The 15,354-nt window shown below is 62.9% G+C and carries 15 protein-coding genes and 1 pseudogene; 9 read left to right on the top strand and 7 right to left on the bottom strand.

Annotation, left to right across the window (positions count from 1 at the left end):
* Window positions 1–140 precede the first annotated feature (140 nt).
* The 4 genes from ACWTU9_RS14530 to ACWTU9_RS14515 all read left to right on the top strand — a co-directional run bounded on the left by ACWTU9_RS14530 (window position 141) and on the right by ACWTU9_RS14515 (window position 4,902).
* A complete protein-coding gene (locus ACWTU9_RS14530) occupies window positions 141–2,297 on the top strand; it encodes a transglycosylase domain-containing protein (RefSeq protein ID WP_455858866.1) in 2,157 nt (718 codons plus the stop codon).
* A gap of 80 nt (window positions 2,298–2,377) precedes the next feature.
* Window positions 2,378–2,962, top strand: coding sequence for a DUF1214 domain-containing protein (locus tag ACWTU9_RS14525; RefSeq protein WP_455858865.1), 585 nt, complete (start codon window positions 2,378–2,380; stop codon window positions 2,960–2,962).
* On the top strand, window positions 2,955–3,503 hold the full coding sequence (locus ACWTU9_RS14520) for a DUF1254 domain-containing protein (protein WP_455858864.1): 549 nt from the start codon (window positions 2,955–2,957) through the stop codon (window positions 3,501–3,503). The genes ACWTU9_RS14525 and ACWTU9_RS14520 overlap by 8 nt, the downstream gene beginning before the upstream one ends.
* A 400-nt stretch (window positions 3,504–3,903) precedes the next feature.
* Complete coding sequence (locus ACWTU9_RS14515; RefSeq protein ID WP_455858863.1) at window positions 3,904–4,902, top strand: hypothetical protein; 999 nt, start codon at window positions 3,904–3,906, stop codon at window positions 4,900–4,902.
* On the opposite strand, the gene ACWTU9_RS14510 is transcribed toward ACWTU9_RS14515, so the two are convergent.
* The 3 genes from ACWTU9_RS14510 to ACWTU9_RS14500 all read right to left on the bottom strand — a co-directional run bounded on the left by ACWTU9_RS14510 (window position 4,889) and on the right by ACWTU9_RS14500 (window position 7,818).
* A complete protein-coding gene (locus tag ACWTU9_RS14510) occupies window positions 4,889–5,236 on the bottom strand; it encodes a DUF1491 family protein (protein ID WP_455858862.1) in 348 nt (115 codons plus the stop codon). The two genes, ACWTU9_RS14515 and ACWTU9_RS14510, sit on opposite strands and share 14 nt — an antisense overlap.
* 73 nt (window positions 5,237–5,309) lie before the next feature.
* Window positions 5,310–6,098, bottom strand: coding sequence for a peptidoglycan-binding domain-containing protein (locus tag ACWTU9_RS14505; RefSeq protein ID WP_455858861.1), 789 nt, complete (start codon window positions 6,096–6,098; stop codon window positions 5,310–5,312).
* On the bottom strand, window positions 6,073–7,818 hold the full coding sequence (locus tag ACWTU9_RS14500; protein WP_455858860.1) for a PAS domain-containing sensor histidine kinase: 1,746 nt from the start codon (window positions 7,816–7,818) through the stop codon (window positions 6,073–6,075). Before ACWTU9_RS14500 ends, ACWTU9_RS14505 begins: the two co-directional genes overlap by 26 nt.
* Before the next feature lie 537 nt (window positions 7,819–8,355).
* Here ACWTU9_RS14500 and ACWTU9_RS14495 point away from each other — a divergent pair.
* Together ACWTU9_RS14495 and ACWTU9_RS14490 are read left to right on the top strand one after the other, a co-directional pair.
* Window positions 8,356–8,730 (top strand): DUF5330 domain-containing protein, encoded by a 375-nt coding sequence (locus ACWTU9_RS14495; RefSeq protein WP_455858859.1) that lies wholly within the window; start codon window positions 8,356–8,358, stop codon window positions 8,728–8,730.
* A gap of 116 nt (window positions 8,731–8,846) precedes the next feature.
* Complete coding sequence (locus ACWTU9_RS14490) at window positions 8,847–9,275, top strand: SufE family protein (protein ID WP_455858858.1); 429 nt, start codon at window positions 8,847–8,849, stop codon at window positions 9,273–9,275.
* A 60-nt stretch (window positions 9,276–9,335) separates the two neighbouring features.
* Here ACWTU9_RS14490 and ACWTU9_RS14485 read toward each other — a convergent pair whose 3' ends face one another.
* On the bottom strand, window positions 9,336–9,761 hold the full coding sequence (locus ACWTU9_RS14485) for a MucR family transcriptional regulator (RefSeq protein ID WP_023673680.1): 426 nt from the start codon (window positions 9,759–9,761) through the stop codon (window positions 9,336–9,338).
* Window positions 9,762–10,176: 415 nt separating this feature from the next.
* Window positions 10,177–10,548, bottom strand: a complete 372-nt coding sequence (locus ACWTU9_RS14480) for an SH3 domain-containing protein (protein ID WP_455858913.1) — start codon at window positions 10,546–10,548, stop codon at window positions 10,177–10,179.
* Between the two features lie 113 nt (window positions 10,549–10,661).
* On the opposite strand from ACWTU9_RS14480, the gene ACWTU9_RS14475 reads away from it, so the two are divergent.
* From ACWTU9_RS14475 to ACWTU9_RS14465, 3 genes and pseudogenes are all read left to right on the top strand, one after another.
* Window positions 10,662–12,779, top strand: a complete 2,118-nt coding sequence (locus tag ACWTU9_RS14475; RefSeq protein ID WP_455858857.1) for a S9 family peptidase — start codon at window positions 10,662–10,664, stop codon at window positions 12,777–12,779.
* Between the two features lie 2 nt (window positions 12,780–12,781).
* Window positions 12,782–13,380, top strand: a pseudogene (locus tag ACWTU9_RS14470) (LysE family translocator).
* Between the two features lie 147 nt (window positions 13,381–13,527).
* Window positions 13,528–13,917 (top strand): SET domain-containing protein, encoded by a 390-nt coding sequence (locus tag ACWTU9_RS14465; protein ID WP_454586550.1) that lies wholly within the window; start codon window positions 13,528–13,530, stop codon window positions 13,915–13,917.
* 6 nt (window positions 13,918–13,923) lie between these two features.
* Here ACWTU9_RS14465 and ACWTU9_RS14460 read toward each other — a convergent pair whose 3' ends face one another.
* Window positions 13,924–14,874 carry a c-type cytochrome gene (locus ACWTU9_RS14460; protein WP_455858856.1) on the bottom strand — a complete coding sequence of 317 codons (951 nt, stop codon included), beginning with the start codon at window positions 14,872–14,874 and terminating at the stop codon, window positions 13,924–13,926.
* Between the two features lie 9 nt (window positions 14,875–14,883).
* On the bottom strand, window positions 14,884–15,321 hold the full coding sequence (locus ACWTU9_RS14455; protein ID WP_455858855.1) for a c-type cytochrome: 438 nt from the start codon (window positions 15,319–15,321) through the stop codon (window positions 14,884–14,886).
* Window positions 15,322–15,354: the final 33 nt, after the last annotated feature.

The following is a 15,354-nucleotide window of genomic DNA, read 5'->3' as shown; positions in this document are numbered from 1 at the left end:
ACACACAACGTGCCAACAACAATCCTCATGGTGCGGCCGCCGCCCTTGTGAGCGAGGGGAAAATGGACGAATAGTCTTATCAAGGCGCGCCCTGAAATTGCCGGCTTGGGTTCTCAGGTTGCGCCGGGGTGGAATTCGGAATGGTCAACTCCTCGACACCACGCAAGAGAAGAGGTCGGATCGCCGCGGCATTGCTGGCGGTAGATGCGTGGATCGATTCCTCGCTCTACGAGATCCGCTTCAAGGCCGGCCAGTTCTGGGAATCGGCAACCATTTTTTCGCGACGCTTTCGCGTCACCGGCTGGCGGCGCGGCATCATCGAAGTGCTGAGCGAAGGTTTCACCATGGGCGCGGGCGGCTTCGTGGTGCTCCTGGCGCTGGCGATGCCGGCCTTCCAGATCACCACGGGCGACTGGCGCAGCCAGGGCGATTTCGCCGTCACTTTCCTCGACCGCTACGGCAACGAGATCGGCCAGCGCGGCATCATCCAGCGCGATTCCGTGCCGGTCGACGAGATGCCGGACCATGTCATCAAGGCGGTGCTGGCAACCGAGGACCGGCGCTTCTTCGAGCACTACGGCATCGACGTGCTCGGCCTGTCGCGCGCCATCTTCGAGAATGTGCGGGCCAATTCCGTCGTCCAGGGCGGCTCCAGCATCACCCAGCAGCTGGCCAAGAACCTGTTCCTGTCGAATGAGCGGACCTTGCAGCGCAAGATCAAGGAAGCCTTCCTGTCGCTATGGCTGGAGGCCAATCTGTCAAAGAAGGAGATCCTGCAGCTCTATCTCGACCGCGCCTATATGGGCGGCGGCACGTTCGGCATCGAGGCGGCGGCGGATTTCTATTTCGGCAAGAGCGTCAAGGACCTGAACCTCGCCGAGGCGGCGATGCTGGCCGGCCTGTTCAAGGCGCCGACCAAATACGCCCCGCACATCAACCTGCCCGCCGCCCGCGCCCGCGCCAATGTGGTGCTGTCGAACCTCGTCGATTCCGGCTTCATGACCGAGGGCCAGGTGCTGCAGGCAAGGCTGCATCCGGCCGACGTCGTCGACCGCGGCGAGCAGAAAAGCCCGGATTACTTCCTCGACTGGGCCTTCGACGAGGTCAAGAAGATCGCCAAGCCCGGCCAGCATTCGCTGGTCGCCCACACCACCTTCGACGCCAACATCCAGAAGGCGGCGGAGGAATCGGTGGAATTCCATCTCCGCCAGTTCGGCAAGGAATACAACGTCACCGAGGGCGCGGTGGTGGTGATCGAGACCAATGGCGCGGTGCGCGCCATCGTCGGCGGCCGCGACTATGGCGCCAGCCAGTTCAACCGCGCCACCAAGGCGCTGCGCCAGACCGGCTCTTCGTTCAAGCCCTATGTCTATGCGACCGCGATGGAGCACGGCTTCACGCCGGACTCGGTCGTCTCCGGAGGCGCAATCAGTTGGGGTGGCTGGTCGCCGCACAACTACAATGGCGGCTCGGCCGGCAACGTGACGCTGATCACGGCGATCGCCAAGTCGATCAACACCGTGCCGGTGCGGCTGGCCAAGGACCATCTCGGCATTGGGCCGATCAAGGCGATGGCCGAATCGATGGGCGTGGAATCGCCGCTTGAAGGGCACAAGACCATGGTGCTCGGCACGTCGGGCATGACGGTGATGGACCAGGCGACGGGCTACAGCGTCTTCGCGCAAGACGGCCTCGTCGGCTCGAGGCACGGCATCACCCAGCTCGTCACCCGCACCGGCGATGTCGTCTATGACTGGGCCAAGGACGCGCCGCCGCCGCACCGGGTGCTGTCGGAGCAGGCGCTGAAATACATGAACACGATGCTGGCGGCGGTACCGGTGATCGGCACGGCACGGCGCGCCCAGCTTCCCAACATCGTCGTCGCCGGCAAGACCGGCACGACGCAATCCTATCGCGATGCCTGGTTCGTCGGTTTCACCGGCAACTACACGGCCGCCGTCTGGCTTGGCAATGACGACTTCACGCCGACCAACAAAATGACCGGCGGCACTCTGCCGGCGATGGTGTGGCAGCGGCTGATGGTCTATGCGCACCAGAACATCGACCTAAAGCCGATCCCCGGCCTCGACAAGCCCTTCGTCGACGAAGAGATTGCGGCCAAGGCCGAGGAAGCGGAGAAGAAAAACGCCGACCAGGCGGCCGCCGACGCCGCCTCCGAGCGCCCACCCGTGCTGTCCAGCCGCACGACGCAGACGCTGCGCGAGATGACCAAGGTGTTCCAGGCAGCACCCGTGCTCTACGCACCATCGGCGCCGGAGACCCTGTCGGCGCTCTGATCCGCCATTCCACTGGGCCGCTTGCCCTATGGCCTGCCCCGCTATATCCCCGAACGACAATTCTCGCGTCCGGGTTCTTCATGCTCAAGACCGCCTTTCTCACGCTGCTTTCGCTTGCCATAGCCATCGGCCTCGGCAGCGGCAGCGTCTGGTATGCGCTGCAGGCGCAGAGCGGCGTCGGCGCGATCAGCATCGGCCAATGGACCGCCTTCCCTGAGATCGGCACCCAAAATGCCGACCCCTATTCGAAGGCGCGCGTGGCGCGTGAGGGCGTGCTGGCGCTCGGCAAGGCGGAGGGGCTGTCTTTTATCGCCGAACGCGATGCGGCCGGTGATCAGCTTCAGCGGCAATGCGACTACAGGATCGAAGGCAGTTTCCCCACCGCCCGGTTCTGGACGCTTTATGCCGCCGATCAGTCGCTCGGCGTGGTCGACACCGGCAAGCCGCGGCTGGCGGCGCTGCAATCCTACCAGGTGCTGCGCCAGCCCGACAATTCGGTGATCATTGCCGTCGGAAATCGCGCGGCGCCCGGCAACTGGCTTCTGACCGAAGGCTTTGGCCGGATGTATTTCGTTCTCACCTTCTACGACACGCCGATCGCCTCGAGCACCGGCCTTTCCGACGTGACGCTGCCCCGCATCGTCAAGGCTGGCTGCAATGCGTAGGCTGCTGCACGCCATACTGCTCGGCCTGCTCGGCGCCGGCATCGTCCACATCGTGGTGCTTTTGCTGGTGCCGGAGTTTACCGAGCGCGACGCCTGGTCACGGCTGGCGCTGGCGTCCGACCTCTACAAGATGACCAGGCTCGACGCCGAGGCCGGCGGTGCGCCAGTGGTCAAGTCGGTCGATCCGCTGTTTTACGCTGCCGCCTGCCGCTTCGACCTTGCCGAGGGGATAGTGCGCATCAAGGCGCCGGGCAGCGTGCCGTTCTGGTCGGTCTCGGTCTATGACCGCAACGGCTACAATTTCTATTCCTTCAACGACCACACGGCGACCGGCAACAAGCTCGACACCGTGGTGCTGACACCGGCGCAGATGATCGACGTGCGCCGGGAGCTGCCGGAAGACCTGCAAGGGGCTATCTTCGTCGAAGCACCGATCGAGGAAGGCATCTTCGTCATCCGTGCCTTCGTGCCCGACGACAGCTGGAAGCCGATAGTCGAACAGTTTCTGGAGCAGAGTTCCTGCGAGCTGCAGGACTACTGATCTCCAGCCCGACGACGCCGTTCAGTGATGCGGAGCAGGCGTCCGTGGTATGTCTGGCTTGTCCGAACCGGCTGGCCGCGCTCCGCCCGCCAATGGCGGATGCTCATAGCGGACGCCGGGGAAAATGATCACCGCCGCCGGTGTACCGGTGTCCTGAACTGCTCGATTGACTGGTGCCCGCCGTGGCACAAAAGACAGTACCATGCCCATGGTTCGCGTATTCCTCTCGGTTGCCCCGGAGCACAACGCAACGCCTCCAAATGTGATTAAGGCAGGCAGAGGGTTAACGGAGCGCTAACGGATCGCGGCTAATTTGATGTTTGTTCCCGGCCTCACGCGAAACCGACACAGTTGCGGTTGAGCATGGTCCGGGTTGTGTCGAGTGTCGGGCGTATCTTCCTTGTCAGCTTCGGATTTCAGGCAAATCGCTATACGGACGGAGTCGGGGAAAGCCGAAAGGCTGTTTCGCGCCGCCGTGTCGGCGTTCTGCTCGCTGACCCGCCCGTCGCGCCGCGAGATCGCCCAGCTCGAGGATCTGACGCTGCCGCTGTTCGACAGCGTGTCGGTCGAATCGCGCCGCTATGTCGCCGCCGCCCTTTCCGAATGCGAATATGCCCCGGCCGCCCTGGTGCGGCGGCTTTGCGAGGAGCCGGTCGATGTCTGCGCTCCTTTGCTCGTCCGTTCGCGGGCACTCAGCGATATCGACCTGATCGCTTTGATCGGCCGCCACGGCCTGCCGCATGCGCGCGCCATCGCTCGCCGCAAGGATCTGCACCCGACCATCGCGCAGCTGATCAAGGCGCTGGAGAAACCGACGCTGGTGCGGGTGCGGCAGCCCGAGCCTATCGCCGAAGTGGCGGGCGACAGCGCCGAACCCGCTGCCGCCGCTCCCAGCCCACCCAAACTGCCCGGCAGCGCTGCCGAAAGCGCCAGGCGCCGGCTGCGCACGATGATGCTCGCCGATGGCGAGGCGACCTCGGTCAATCCCTTCGTCGGCTCAGCGACCTATAGCAAGCTGCGCGAGACGGCGCTGACCGGCAACGCCGCCTTCTTCCAGACCGCGCTTGCCGACGCGCTCGACATCGAGTTTTCGACGGCGCGCGCGCTGACCGAGCAGTCGAGCTACGTCTCGTTGCTCGCCGCCCTGCGGGCGCTCGACCTCAGCGAGGACAGGGCATTCCTGATCGCGGTCGCGGTCTCCCCCCGGGAGTTCCCGCACCCGCAGGCGATCCGCATCTTCCTCGACCGCTACCGTCTGCTGCACCACGATGCGGCCCTCGAAAAGCTCCGCGGCTGGAAGGCCGAGACACTGTCACGAACGGTGCGCGGCAACGCCCCCGTCGCCGCGAATGCCGACCAGGCGCAGGACGGCAAGAAGGCCAGCCTCAAGGCATCTTGACCGAGAGAAGCTCCTCGACGGGAACCGAGCCGGCCTCGATCTCGACCACCCAGATATCGGGATCGAATTTCTTTTCCCGCTCCAGCCTGGCGTCAAACGGGCCGGCATCGTCGCCGGCGCCGAGCAGCGTGAAAAACCGGTCATCCGGTTTGGCCGAATCGTAGCTGGTCTGCGGCGCCGGGCCGAACAGGGAGACCTCGCCCAGCCGGCCGCGCGACAGCACGAAGACAGCGCCGGCCTCGGTGGCGCCGCGCTTGGCGACGGCCGCAAAGCCGCCGGCGCCGAAAACACGGCGCAGCAGGGCCGACACCCAAAGATCGGTGGTTACGCGCATGGCAGGGTTCCGGACGACATGCGCAGCGTCTTAGCCGGATTTTTAGTCGCCCGCGAGCGGTCGCCTGGTCTGTTCAGTTGGTCAGGCCGATTTCGCGCATCTTGACGTAGACGACCTCGTCGGGCTCGCCGGTCTCGGGCAGGCCGAACAGTGACTGGAATTCCTTGATCGCAGCCTTGGTGCGGGCGCCGACGACGCCATCGAGCTGCATGTCGTCATTGCCGAATGCCTTCAACCCGGCCTGGATCTTGACGATGCGGGGATCGAGCGCCTGGGCGGATGCCGGCGCGGAGACCGGAATTGGTGCGGGTGCAGCCGCGGGCGCGACAGCAGGAGCAGCGGCCATATCCACCGGCCGTGGTGCCGGATGCGGAATACCCGCCGTTGTCTGCTTGGCGCCGAGCTGGTCGAGCAGGACGGCGTCGATCTCGCCGGATGCCGGCAAGCCGACCTTCTGCTGGTAGGCCTGGATCGCCTTGTGTGTATTTGGCCCGGAAATGCCGTCGACCGTGCCTGTGTAGAAATCGAGATCTTTCAGGATGCCTTGCACCTGCTCGACCGTCGGGTCGCTCTTGGCCGGCGCCGCGCCGGGCCGCAGGATGTTGATGGTGGTTTCGGGTTCGTCTGTGCCGGGGCGCGGGAAACCCTCGATACTGCGGGTGGCGAAGAAGGCGCCGGCATGCGGAAACGGCTGGTACCACAGCGCGTTGGCGGAAATGTAGAACAGCGTCACCAGGAAGGCGGTCGAGCCACCGACCAGGACCGGATTGCGCGAGATCGCGCCGCCGAGCGCAATCGCGCCGGCCTCGAAAGCGCCGCTGCGGCGCTTGACCGCCTTAGGCTGTCTTGCGGAGCGAGCCATTCCTGTCCCCTTTCGCGTCGCCCTTCGTCCTGGTCACGGGCATCGGCAGCACGCCGTTCCTGTCGGCCGCGCGCTTCTTCGGCCCGTTCACCGGCAGGCTGATCGTGACCGTGGTCCCCTCGCCCGGCATGCTCTCGATCGACATCGTGCCGTCATGCAGGGCCACCAGGCCCTTGACCAGCGACAGGCCGAGCCCGGTGCCCTCGAAGCGGCGGGTATAGTCGTTCTGAATCTGCATGAACGGCTTGCCGAGATTGGCGAAATCCTCCTCGGCGATACCGATGCCGGTGTCCCTGACCCAGAAATGCAGCCGCGAGCCGATTCGCTTGGCGCCGACGACGACATCGCCGCCATCCGGTGTGAACTTGATCGCGTTGGAGACAAGGTTGATCAGGATCTGCTGCACGGCGCGGCGGTCGGCATTGATCTCGCCGGCGTCGGGCGCAATTTGCGCCTGGAGGTCGATGTTCTTGGCGTTGGCCTGCAGCTGCATCATCGACTGGCACATCTCGACCGCTTCGATGAAGCGGAACGGTTCTGGCTCGGTCGCGTAGGCGCCCGCCTCGATCCTCGACACGTCCAGGATCGAGGTGACGACGGCAAGCAGATGCTGGCCCGAATCCCGGACCAGGCCGACATATTCCTTCTGGCGCGGGTCCTTGAAGCCGCCGAACATTTCATGCAGCAGCATGTCGGAAAAACCGATGATGGCGTTGAGCGGCGTGCGAAGCTCGTGGCTGACCACCGCCAGGAAGCGGCCCTTCGCCACCTCGGCCGAGGCTGCCGCCTCACTGGCAGCGGCAAGCTCGTCGCGCAGTTCGGCGATCTCGTCGTTCTCGCGCAGCAGCAGGGTGAAGGTCTCCTGCTGCTCCTCGGCCCGAACCAGTTCGAGCTGGAATGGCCGATAATTGTCGGCCATCGGAGCATTGCCGTCCTGCGGCAGCCTTACCCGAAGATCGAGCCGCCGCGCCAGGGCACCATCGCGCATGTCGGCAAGGGCGCTCAGATAGGCAACGCGATCGGACAGATGGATGCGGTCGAACAACCCGGCGCCGAAAAGCAGTTCCGGCGGCAGCTTCAGCATGGTGCGCGCCTTGGCCGATGCATCCAGGACTTCGCCGTGCCGGGCGACATGCAGGACAACGGCGTCGATCATGTCTTCGAGGCGATCGCTTGGAAGGAGCGCATGCCGCGCGCGTGCGGCATCGCCAAGAGCTGTGAGGCGAGGAACCAGCGTCAGCCCCCAGGCCAGCGGCAGCAGCCAGTGCCACACCGCGACTTCCACCGCGCCGAGCGGGACGACAGAGCCGACAAAGGGCTGCAGCAGCACTGCGGCAAGGGCGGAAATGCCGCCCCAAAGTGCCGCGCGCTTTGAACCACCGATCCACCAGGCTTCGAATGGCAGCGCCAGGACCAGCAGCGCAACCGGCGACGCCAGGCCGCCCGCTGCCGCGATGGCGCCGGCAAGGGCAAGACCGCCGGCGGCAAGCGCGACCTGGGCGGCCAGCGCCATCTTGCCCGACGCCGCCACCAGCAAGGCGGCGAACCAGCAAAGACCGAAGGCGGCGAAGATTGTTGCGACGGTGACGGCGGCACCCATGCCCGAGGTGACCAGTGTCACCGCAGCACCCGCGGCAAAGAACGGAGCGGCAAGCATGATGCCGATGAACCGGCGCTGGCGCAGGCGGTCGTCCCGGCCGACGATGGCTGGATGGACCATGCGTTCGCAACCGGCCGCTAGCGCGCCAGGCAGTTCAATATATCTGGCCTTTATCAAACTCAACTCAACGCACTCGCACCCGGTCGTGACTGCCCCTGCTTTGCAGGTCGTTTTTGTTTGTTTGAAATTCGCATCCAGCGTTTAAGGAATGAATAAGGCTGACCGGAACAACGACGCCCCTGCGGCAAAAATTGCGGTGCCGGTGCCAGAATGAACCGTCATTTGCGGCCATAGTAAACGGAGCGTTATGGGCAAAAGGCGTGCCCGAGGCGGCAAAATCCTGAGCAGGCATGCCGGCACTTCTGGATATATCCATGCATAACAATCGCTTGGATGGTTAGTGCAAGGTTAAGGGAATCGCCGGCAGTTGAAGCCAATGCATTGCAAAATGCTCCGTTTCGAATTTGCCTAAAATTTGAGGAAAATTTTCGCTGGGCAAGCAAGCCGTCCTTTGCGCCTCATGTGTCATTGTCGCTGATATAAAAGAGGTCATGTCGCATGGACGCATGATCCGGTCATGGACGAGAGGGCAGATCGATGGGCTTTCTGATTAGAATGGCGTTCTGGTTTTCGCTGGTGCTGCTGGCGCTGCCGCTGGGCGTCGGCTCCGACGAAGAGGGCCACGAGAGCGTCGGGCCGATCCAGGCACTGTTCGCGGCGCGCGAGGCGGTCGGCGACATCGCCGGCATTTGCGAGCGCAAGCCCGATGTCTGCGAGACCGGCAAGTCGGCGATGCACACGATCACCGCCCGGGCCAAGGAAACCGCCAAGATCGCGGCCGCCATGCTGGACGACAAGGGCACCGAGCCCGCGACATCGCCCGATACCTCGCTGGCCACCGGCAGCGTCGCCGAGGACATCGTGCTGCCGGCGACCGTCAACATACCTGCCAACCTGGTGGTGAAGAACTAAACACCGTTTCCGCTGTCCCTACAGCGACACCGCAGGCCGATCGGACCTCTCGGCGCCTGCGGTGCTTTTCTTCTTTTTCCGTGACGCCACGGCCGCGGATGACTATATCCCAAGCAATGGCCACGACGATCCAGACGATCCGCGACGACTTTTCCCTGCTCGACGAGTGGGAAGACCGCTATCGCTATGTGATCGAGCTCGGCGAAGCGCTGCCGCCATTTCCCGACGCCGAACGCAATGCCGTGAACAAGGTGCCCGGCTGCGTCAGCCAGGTCTGGTTGACCACGGAACAAGCGCAAGGCGCCGATCCTGTCATCACCTTCACCGGCGATTCGGACGCCCATATCGTGCGCGGCCTGGTCGCCATCATGCTGGCGTTGTTTTCGGGACGGTCCGCCAGCCAGATCCTGGAAACCGACGCCGAAGCGACGCTGAAGTCGCTCGGCCTCGACGAACACCTGTCGCCGCAGCGCGCCAATGGCTTGCGCTCGATGGTCAAGCGCATCAAGCGCGACGCCGAAATGGCGCTCAAGCAGACCGCTTAGTTCCGGAAACAAAAACGGCGCCTCGAAGGCGCCGTTGATCTTGTCGTACTGGAGCCGGTGTTACCGGCCCTTGCGCTTGCGGCCGAGGCCCATCTTCTTAGCCAGCTGCGAACGGGCAGCAGCATAGTTGGGAGCAACCATCGGATAGCTCGCGTCGAGATTCCACTTCTCGCGGTATTCATCGGGCGTCAGACCGTAGTGGGTCATCAAATGACGCTTCAGCGACTTGAACTTCTTGCCGTCTTCAAGGCAGACGATGTAGTCGTCATGGACAGAACGCTTCGGGTTTACCGCAGGCTTCTGCTTGTCGGCAGGAGGCTGTTCGCTTGCTCCGCCCACGCGCCCGAGAGCAGCATGGACGTCGGCGATAAGATTCGGCAGTTCGCCGACTGGCACGGGATTGTTGCTGACGTAGGCAGCGACCACATCGGCGGTCAGCTCGATCAGCGCATCGCTATTTCTGGAAGGTGTTTCGACGATATCCATGGTCTTCAGGCCCCAACGAAAGATGTTTCTGTTTGCCCCCTTTTTGAGAGATCGGGCATGGCGCGAATTTCACGCTGGAAGAGCTTCATGGATTCGCGTCCGGGCATCTTAATGAGCCTGCGGACCAAGTAAGTCAATTCGCATCTTGCGCTATATTCAACGATATTCATCGAATAGTCGCTCTTCAGCTTCAATCTTTCGTGCACTCTGTAACTTCGCGATATTTTCTGGTCGGACCAGGACTGGCATGACGTAAGGTCATGCATCGCTAAATCAGCAAGGACTCATAAAGTGGACTGCGATGCTTAGCCTATGCTTTGCAGGCTCGAATGGCTGAAGTGTTTGATTCGTGCAAAATCAGAAGTTGCAAGGTGTCTGCGAGACCCGCCAAAAGAAGACCTGCTTTAGACCAAATTCAATAGGGAGCGAGATATTTTCCGTAGACCCAGCCAGCGACAAAACCGCCATTCTGCGCCGGGTCGTGCCAAACTTGACACCATTGGTAGCGGATTGCCTGTTTCTGCTTCCAGTGCGGCTGGCCGGCGATCTCCAGAAGGTTCAGCCCTCCGGTGCACTTGCCGGTCATCTGCAGCATCGTCCCGTTGGGATAGGCGGCCTGCTTCTGGGATGCGTTGGACGGATATTTGCGAACGTTGAGCGTGTCGCCGAACGGCACCTCAGCCACTTGCCAAGCGGCGAACGCGGTTGCATGAGACTGGCCCGTAACGGCCAGAACGGTCGAAGCGACGGCGAGAGCCGCGGCGGTGCTGGTGTAGAAATTCATCATCCTCTCCTTTCGGCTCATTGTCGTGAGCCGCCGCACCAATGCCTGCCTGCCCTTGAACCCGCGCTGATCGGCGTGTTCATGTGCCATTCAAGTAACTTCTTCAGTGAGACGCAATGACCAAGACCCCAGCCTTTCCGACCGCCAGTCCGCCGAGCCCCGAGAAACACCCCGTCTTCGACACGCATCACGGCTTTACCCGCATCGACGACTATGCCTGGCTGAGGGCTGATAACTGGCAGGCGATGTTCAGGGACCCTTCCCTGCTCGACGGCCGCATCCGCACCCATCTCGAAGCCGAAAACGCCTATCAGGCAACACTGATGGCCGACACGCTAGAGCTGCAGAAGCAGCTGTTCGGCGAGATGAAAGGCCGCATCAAGGAAGACGATTCGACGGTGCCGATGAAGGATGGTCCCTATGCCTATGGCTCATCCTTCAAGCTTGGCGGCGAACAGCCACGCTATTTCCGCACGCCGCGCGATGGCGGCGACGAGCAGATCCTGCTCGACGGCGACGCGGAAGCCGAGGGCAAGCCCTATTTCCGTCTCGGCGGCGTCGACCATTCGGCCGATCACCGCAAGCTTTTGTGGGCGTTCGACGACAAGGGCTCCGAATTCTTCACGCTGCGCGTGCGCGACCTCACCAGCGGCAAGGAATTGCCTGACCAGATAGGCGCCACCAGTGGTGGCGGCACCTGGAATGCCGCCGATGACGGTTTCTACTACACCAGGCTCGACGACAATCATCGCCCGTCCAAGGTGCTGTTCCATGCGCTCGGCGACAGCCCTGAGAATGACCGGCTGATCTATGAGGAAACCGACCCCGGCTTCTTCATGGATGTCGGCGGCACGCGCTCCAATGAATGGATCATGATCGGCATCAACGATCACGAAACCTCGGAATACCGCCTGATGCGCGCCGACGAGCCGTCCGCCGAGCCAAAGCTTGTGGCGGTGCGCGAGACCGGCCTGCAATATGACCTGGAAGAAGGCGGCGACATCTTCTTCATCCTTACCAATGCCGACGGTGCCAAGGACTTCAAGATCATGACGGCGCCGGCTGATGACCCGGTGCGCGCCAACTGGCAAGAGCTGGTGGCGCACGAGCCGGGCCGGCTGATCCTGTCGGTGGTCGGTTTCAAGGACCATATGGTCAGACTCGAGCGCAAGGAGGGCCTGCCGCGCATCGTCGTGCGCGACCGCCGCAACGGCGAGGAGCATCTGATCTCGTTCGACGAAGAGGCCTTCTCGCTCGGCCTCTCGGGATCCTATGAATACGACACCGAGATCATGCGCTTCACCTATTCGTCGATGACGACGCCGGCGCAGGTCTTCGACTACAATATGCGCAGCCGCGAGCGCGTGCTCCTGAAGACCCAGGAAGTGCCCTCCGGCCATGACTCGGACCACTATGTCACGCGCCGGCTGATGGCGCCTGCCGCCGATGGTGAACTTGTGCCGATCTCGCTCCTGCATCACCGCGACACGCCGCTCGATGGTTCCGCACCTTGCCTGCTTTACGGCTACGGCTCCTACGGCATCGCCATTCCAGCCGCCTTCAACACAAACTGGTTCTCGCTGGTCGACCGGGGCTTTGTCTTTGCCATCGCCCATGTCCGCGGCGGCAAGGACAAGGGCTATGGCTGGTATGACGACGGCAAGCGCCAGCACAAGATGAACACCTTCACCGATTTCATCGCCGTCGCGCAGCACCTCGTCGCCGAGCGTTACACACAACACGACCGCATCGTCGCGCAAGGCGGCTCGGCCGGCGGCATGCTGATGGGCGCGATCGCCAATATGGCGCCGCAAAGTTTCGGCGCCATCGTTGCCGAGGTTCCCTTTGTCGACGTGATGACCACCATGCTCGATGCAAGCTTGCCGCTGACGCCGCCGGAATGGCCGGAATGGGGCAATCCGATCGCATCAGCGGAGGACTATCGGATCATCGCCGCCTACTCGCCCTATGACAATGTCGCCGATCACGACTATCCGCCGATCCTTGCGCTGGCCGGCCTGACCGATCCGCGCGTCACCTATTGGGAACCGGCCAAATGGGTGGCGCGGCTGCGCGAACGCAAGAGCGGCGACAATCCGGTGCTGTTCAAGATCAACATGGATTCCGGCCATGCCGGCGCTTCCGGCCGGTTTTCCCGGCTGGAGGAGATCGCCTACACCTATTCCTTTGCGCTGAAGGTGACACGCAAGGCTGAGACTTCAACGGAGGCGTAGAAATGATCGATCTGCCCACTTTGACGACTTACATCGCGGTTGTGCTTGGCTTTGTGTTTATTCCAGGCCCAGCCACGCTTCTGACGGTGGCGCGAGCGACGAGTTCCGGAACGAGAGTTGGCATCGCGACGGGAGCCGGCGTCGCGGCTGGCGATGTGTTCCATACCGTCATGGCGATGGTCGGCATTTCAGCGATCATCGCCACCTCGGCAACGCGGCGTATCTCATTTACCTCGGCGTTCGCGCGATCATCGAGAGAACACCGGCCGATCCTGCTGCCGGCGCGCTCGCGATCTCCGCGGGCAAGGCGTTTCGACAGGCCGTCCTGACTGAAGTACTCAATCCAAAGACCGCGCTTTTCTTCCTCGCCTTCCTGCCGCAGTTCGTGCGACCTGAAAACGGATCGGTGATGCTCCAGCTGATGATGCTGGGTGTAATCTTTGTTCTGCTCGGCCTTTTCAGCACAGTTGTTTTTGCCGTAAGCGCGGGCCGGCTCGGCACTTTCCTGCGCCGCAATCCAACCGTGGTGAAATGGCAAGGCAAGGTGGTTGGCGGCATCTACTGCGCCTTGGGCATTCGCCTGGCTTTGCAGCAGCGCTGATGTCGGTGGCGAAAGCCGCGCCCGTCGAGGCGTGCTGATCATCACTTTTTGAATTTCTCGCTGCTCATTTTTACTCGCATTTGCGATGGCTGCGCGCTACCCAATGCGCGGCACCTTCCAGGTCATGACATACGCAAAGGGTCCGCTATGCTGCTCGTCGACACCTATCTCGAGAAATCGCCGATCCAGGGCATCGGTGTTTTCGCCAAGACCCACATTGCCAAGGGCACGCTGGTCTGGAGGCTCGACCCACGCTTTGACCGCATCATCGACGTCGAGACTTATGAGGGCGAGAGCGGGCCGGTGAAGAGCTATCTCGATCGCTATTCCTATCCCGACCGGCGCGATCCGAGCTACATCGTCTTCGAAGCCGACGACGCGCGCTACATGAACCATGACGACGAACCGAATTGCGATGTTTCCTCGCCCGAGGAGACCTATGCCTTGCGCGACATCGCACCCGGCGAGGAATTGACCTGCAATTACAACCACTTCTTCGACAGCGGCTTCGATTTCCTTGGCGACCGCCACCCGTAACAGGGATCACTTGGCCGGCTTGGCGCGTACCGGGTAGCCGTTGGGATGCGGCGGCACCGCCTTGAGATAGGCGGCTATCGCTGCGCGATCTTCCGGCGGCAGTTCGGCCATGTTGCGCTGCACGTCGACCATGGCGCCGCCGACGGAATCGAAATCGGGCGTGAAGCCGGTTTCGAGGTAATTGGCAATGTCGGCTTCCGACCAATCGCCGATGCCGCCCTCGCCCGATGTGATGTTCGGCACGATGCCGCTGCCTTCGGCGGCAGCCGCACCCGCCAGCCATTGGCCTTTCTTCGTGCCGCCGGTGAAGTCGCGCGGCGTGTGGCATTCGCCGCAGTGGCCGGGTCCTTCAACCAGATAGCGGCCGGCCAGCACCGGGTCGGGCGTGCCGTCGGCAAAGGCAACCACCGGTTCCTTGTCGAGATAGAGCCGCTTCCACAGGCCAAGACCACGACGGATGTTGAAGGGGAAACTGAGCGAGTTGTCCGGCGCCTTGCCGGCAACCGCCGGCAGCGTCTTCAGGAACGCATAGAGATCGGCAATGTCAGCCGGCTTCATGCGGGCATAGGACGCGTAGGGAAAGGCCGGATAAAAATGCTCGCCCGAAGGCGACACGCCCTTCAGCATGGCATTGGCGAGGTCCTCGACCGTCCAGGCGCCGATGCCGTCCTTGGGATCTTGCGAGATGTTGGGCGGCACGAAGGTGCCGAACGGGGTCTTGAGTTCAAGGCCGCCGACCAGTTGCAGGCGGGCTTCGCCCTTGGATCCCGGCCTGGCGTGACAGGAGGTGCAGCCGCCGGCATTGAAGATGCGCTTGCCCTTGGAGGCGTCGCCGGGGTCGAGTTGCGCCAGGGTTTCGGCGTCGAGTTTCACTGGCGCCGACAACAACCAGCCGGCGCCGGCGCCGGCGACGCCCAGGACAAGGGCGGCGCCGATGAGTTTTTTCAACAGGGCCATTGCCCGGGATCAGCCCTTCTTTACCCGGTAGGTCTGGTGGCAGGTGCCACAATCGTTGCCGAGGGTGCCGATCTGCGCCTTGAGCGCATCGACATCGGCAGGGGCGGCTGCGACGGCGGCCTTCACGTCGGCAAGATACTTGTCCCCGGTCGACTTGAAGCCGGCCATGTCTTCCCAGATTTTAGGCGAAGCGGTGGTGTCACCGGTGTCGCTGCCGGCCGGGAACAACGTGTCGGTATCGAATTTCTCGGCATTGACCTGCAATGCCTGCAGCGCCGTCAGCACGGCGGCGGCATCGAAGTCCTGTTCGCCCTTGGCGATTTTCGACAGGCCGCCGACGATCTTTCCGCGCTCCTTCATCAGTCCTTGCCGGTCGAGGATCGGGTCGGCAAAAGCGGCCGATACGGCGAGGCCGAGCATAGAGATGGCGATGACAAGCTTTCTCATTCAATTGGCTCCAAGGGGGGTAATGAGGGTTCG

It is taken from the genome of Mesorhizobium sp. 128a, assembly GCF_053848025.1.
The sequence above is the reverse complement of the archived record's forward strand: the minus strand, read 5'-3'. Positions and strand labels throughout refer to the sequence as shown.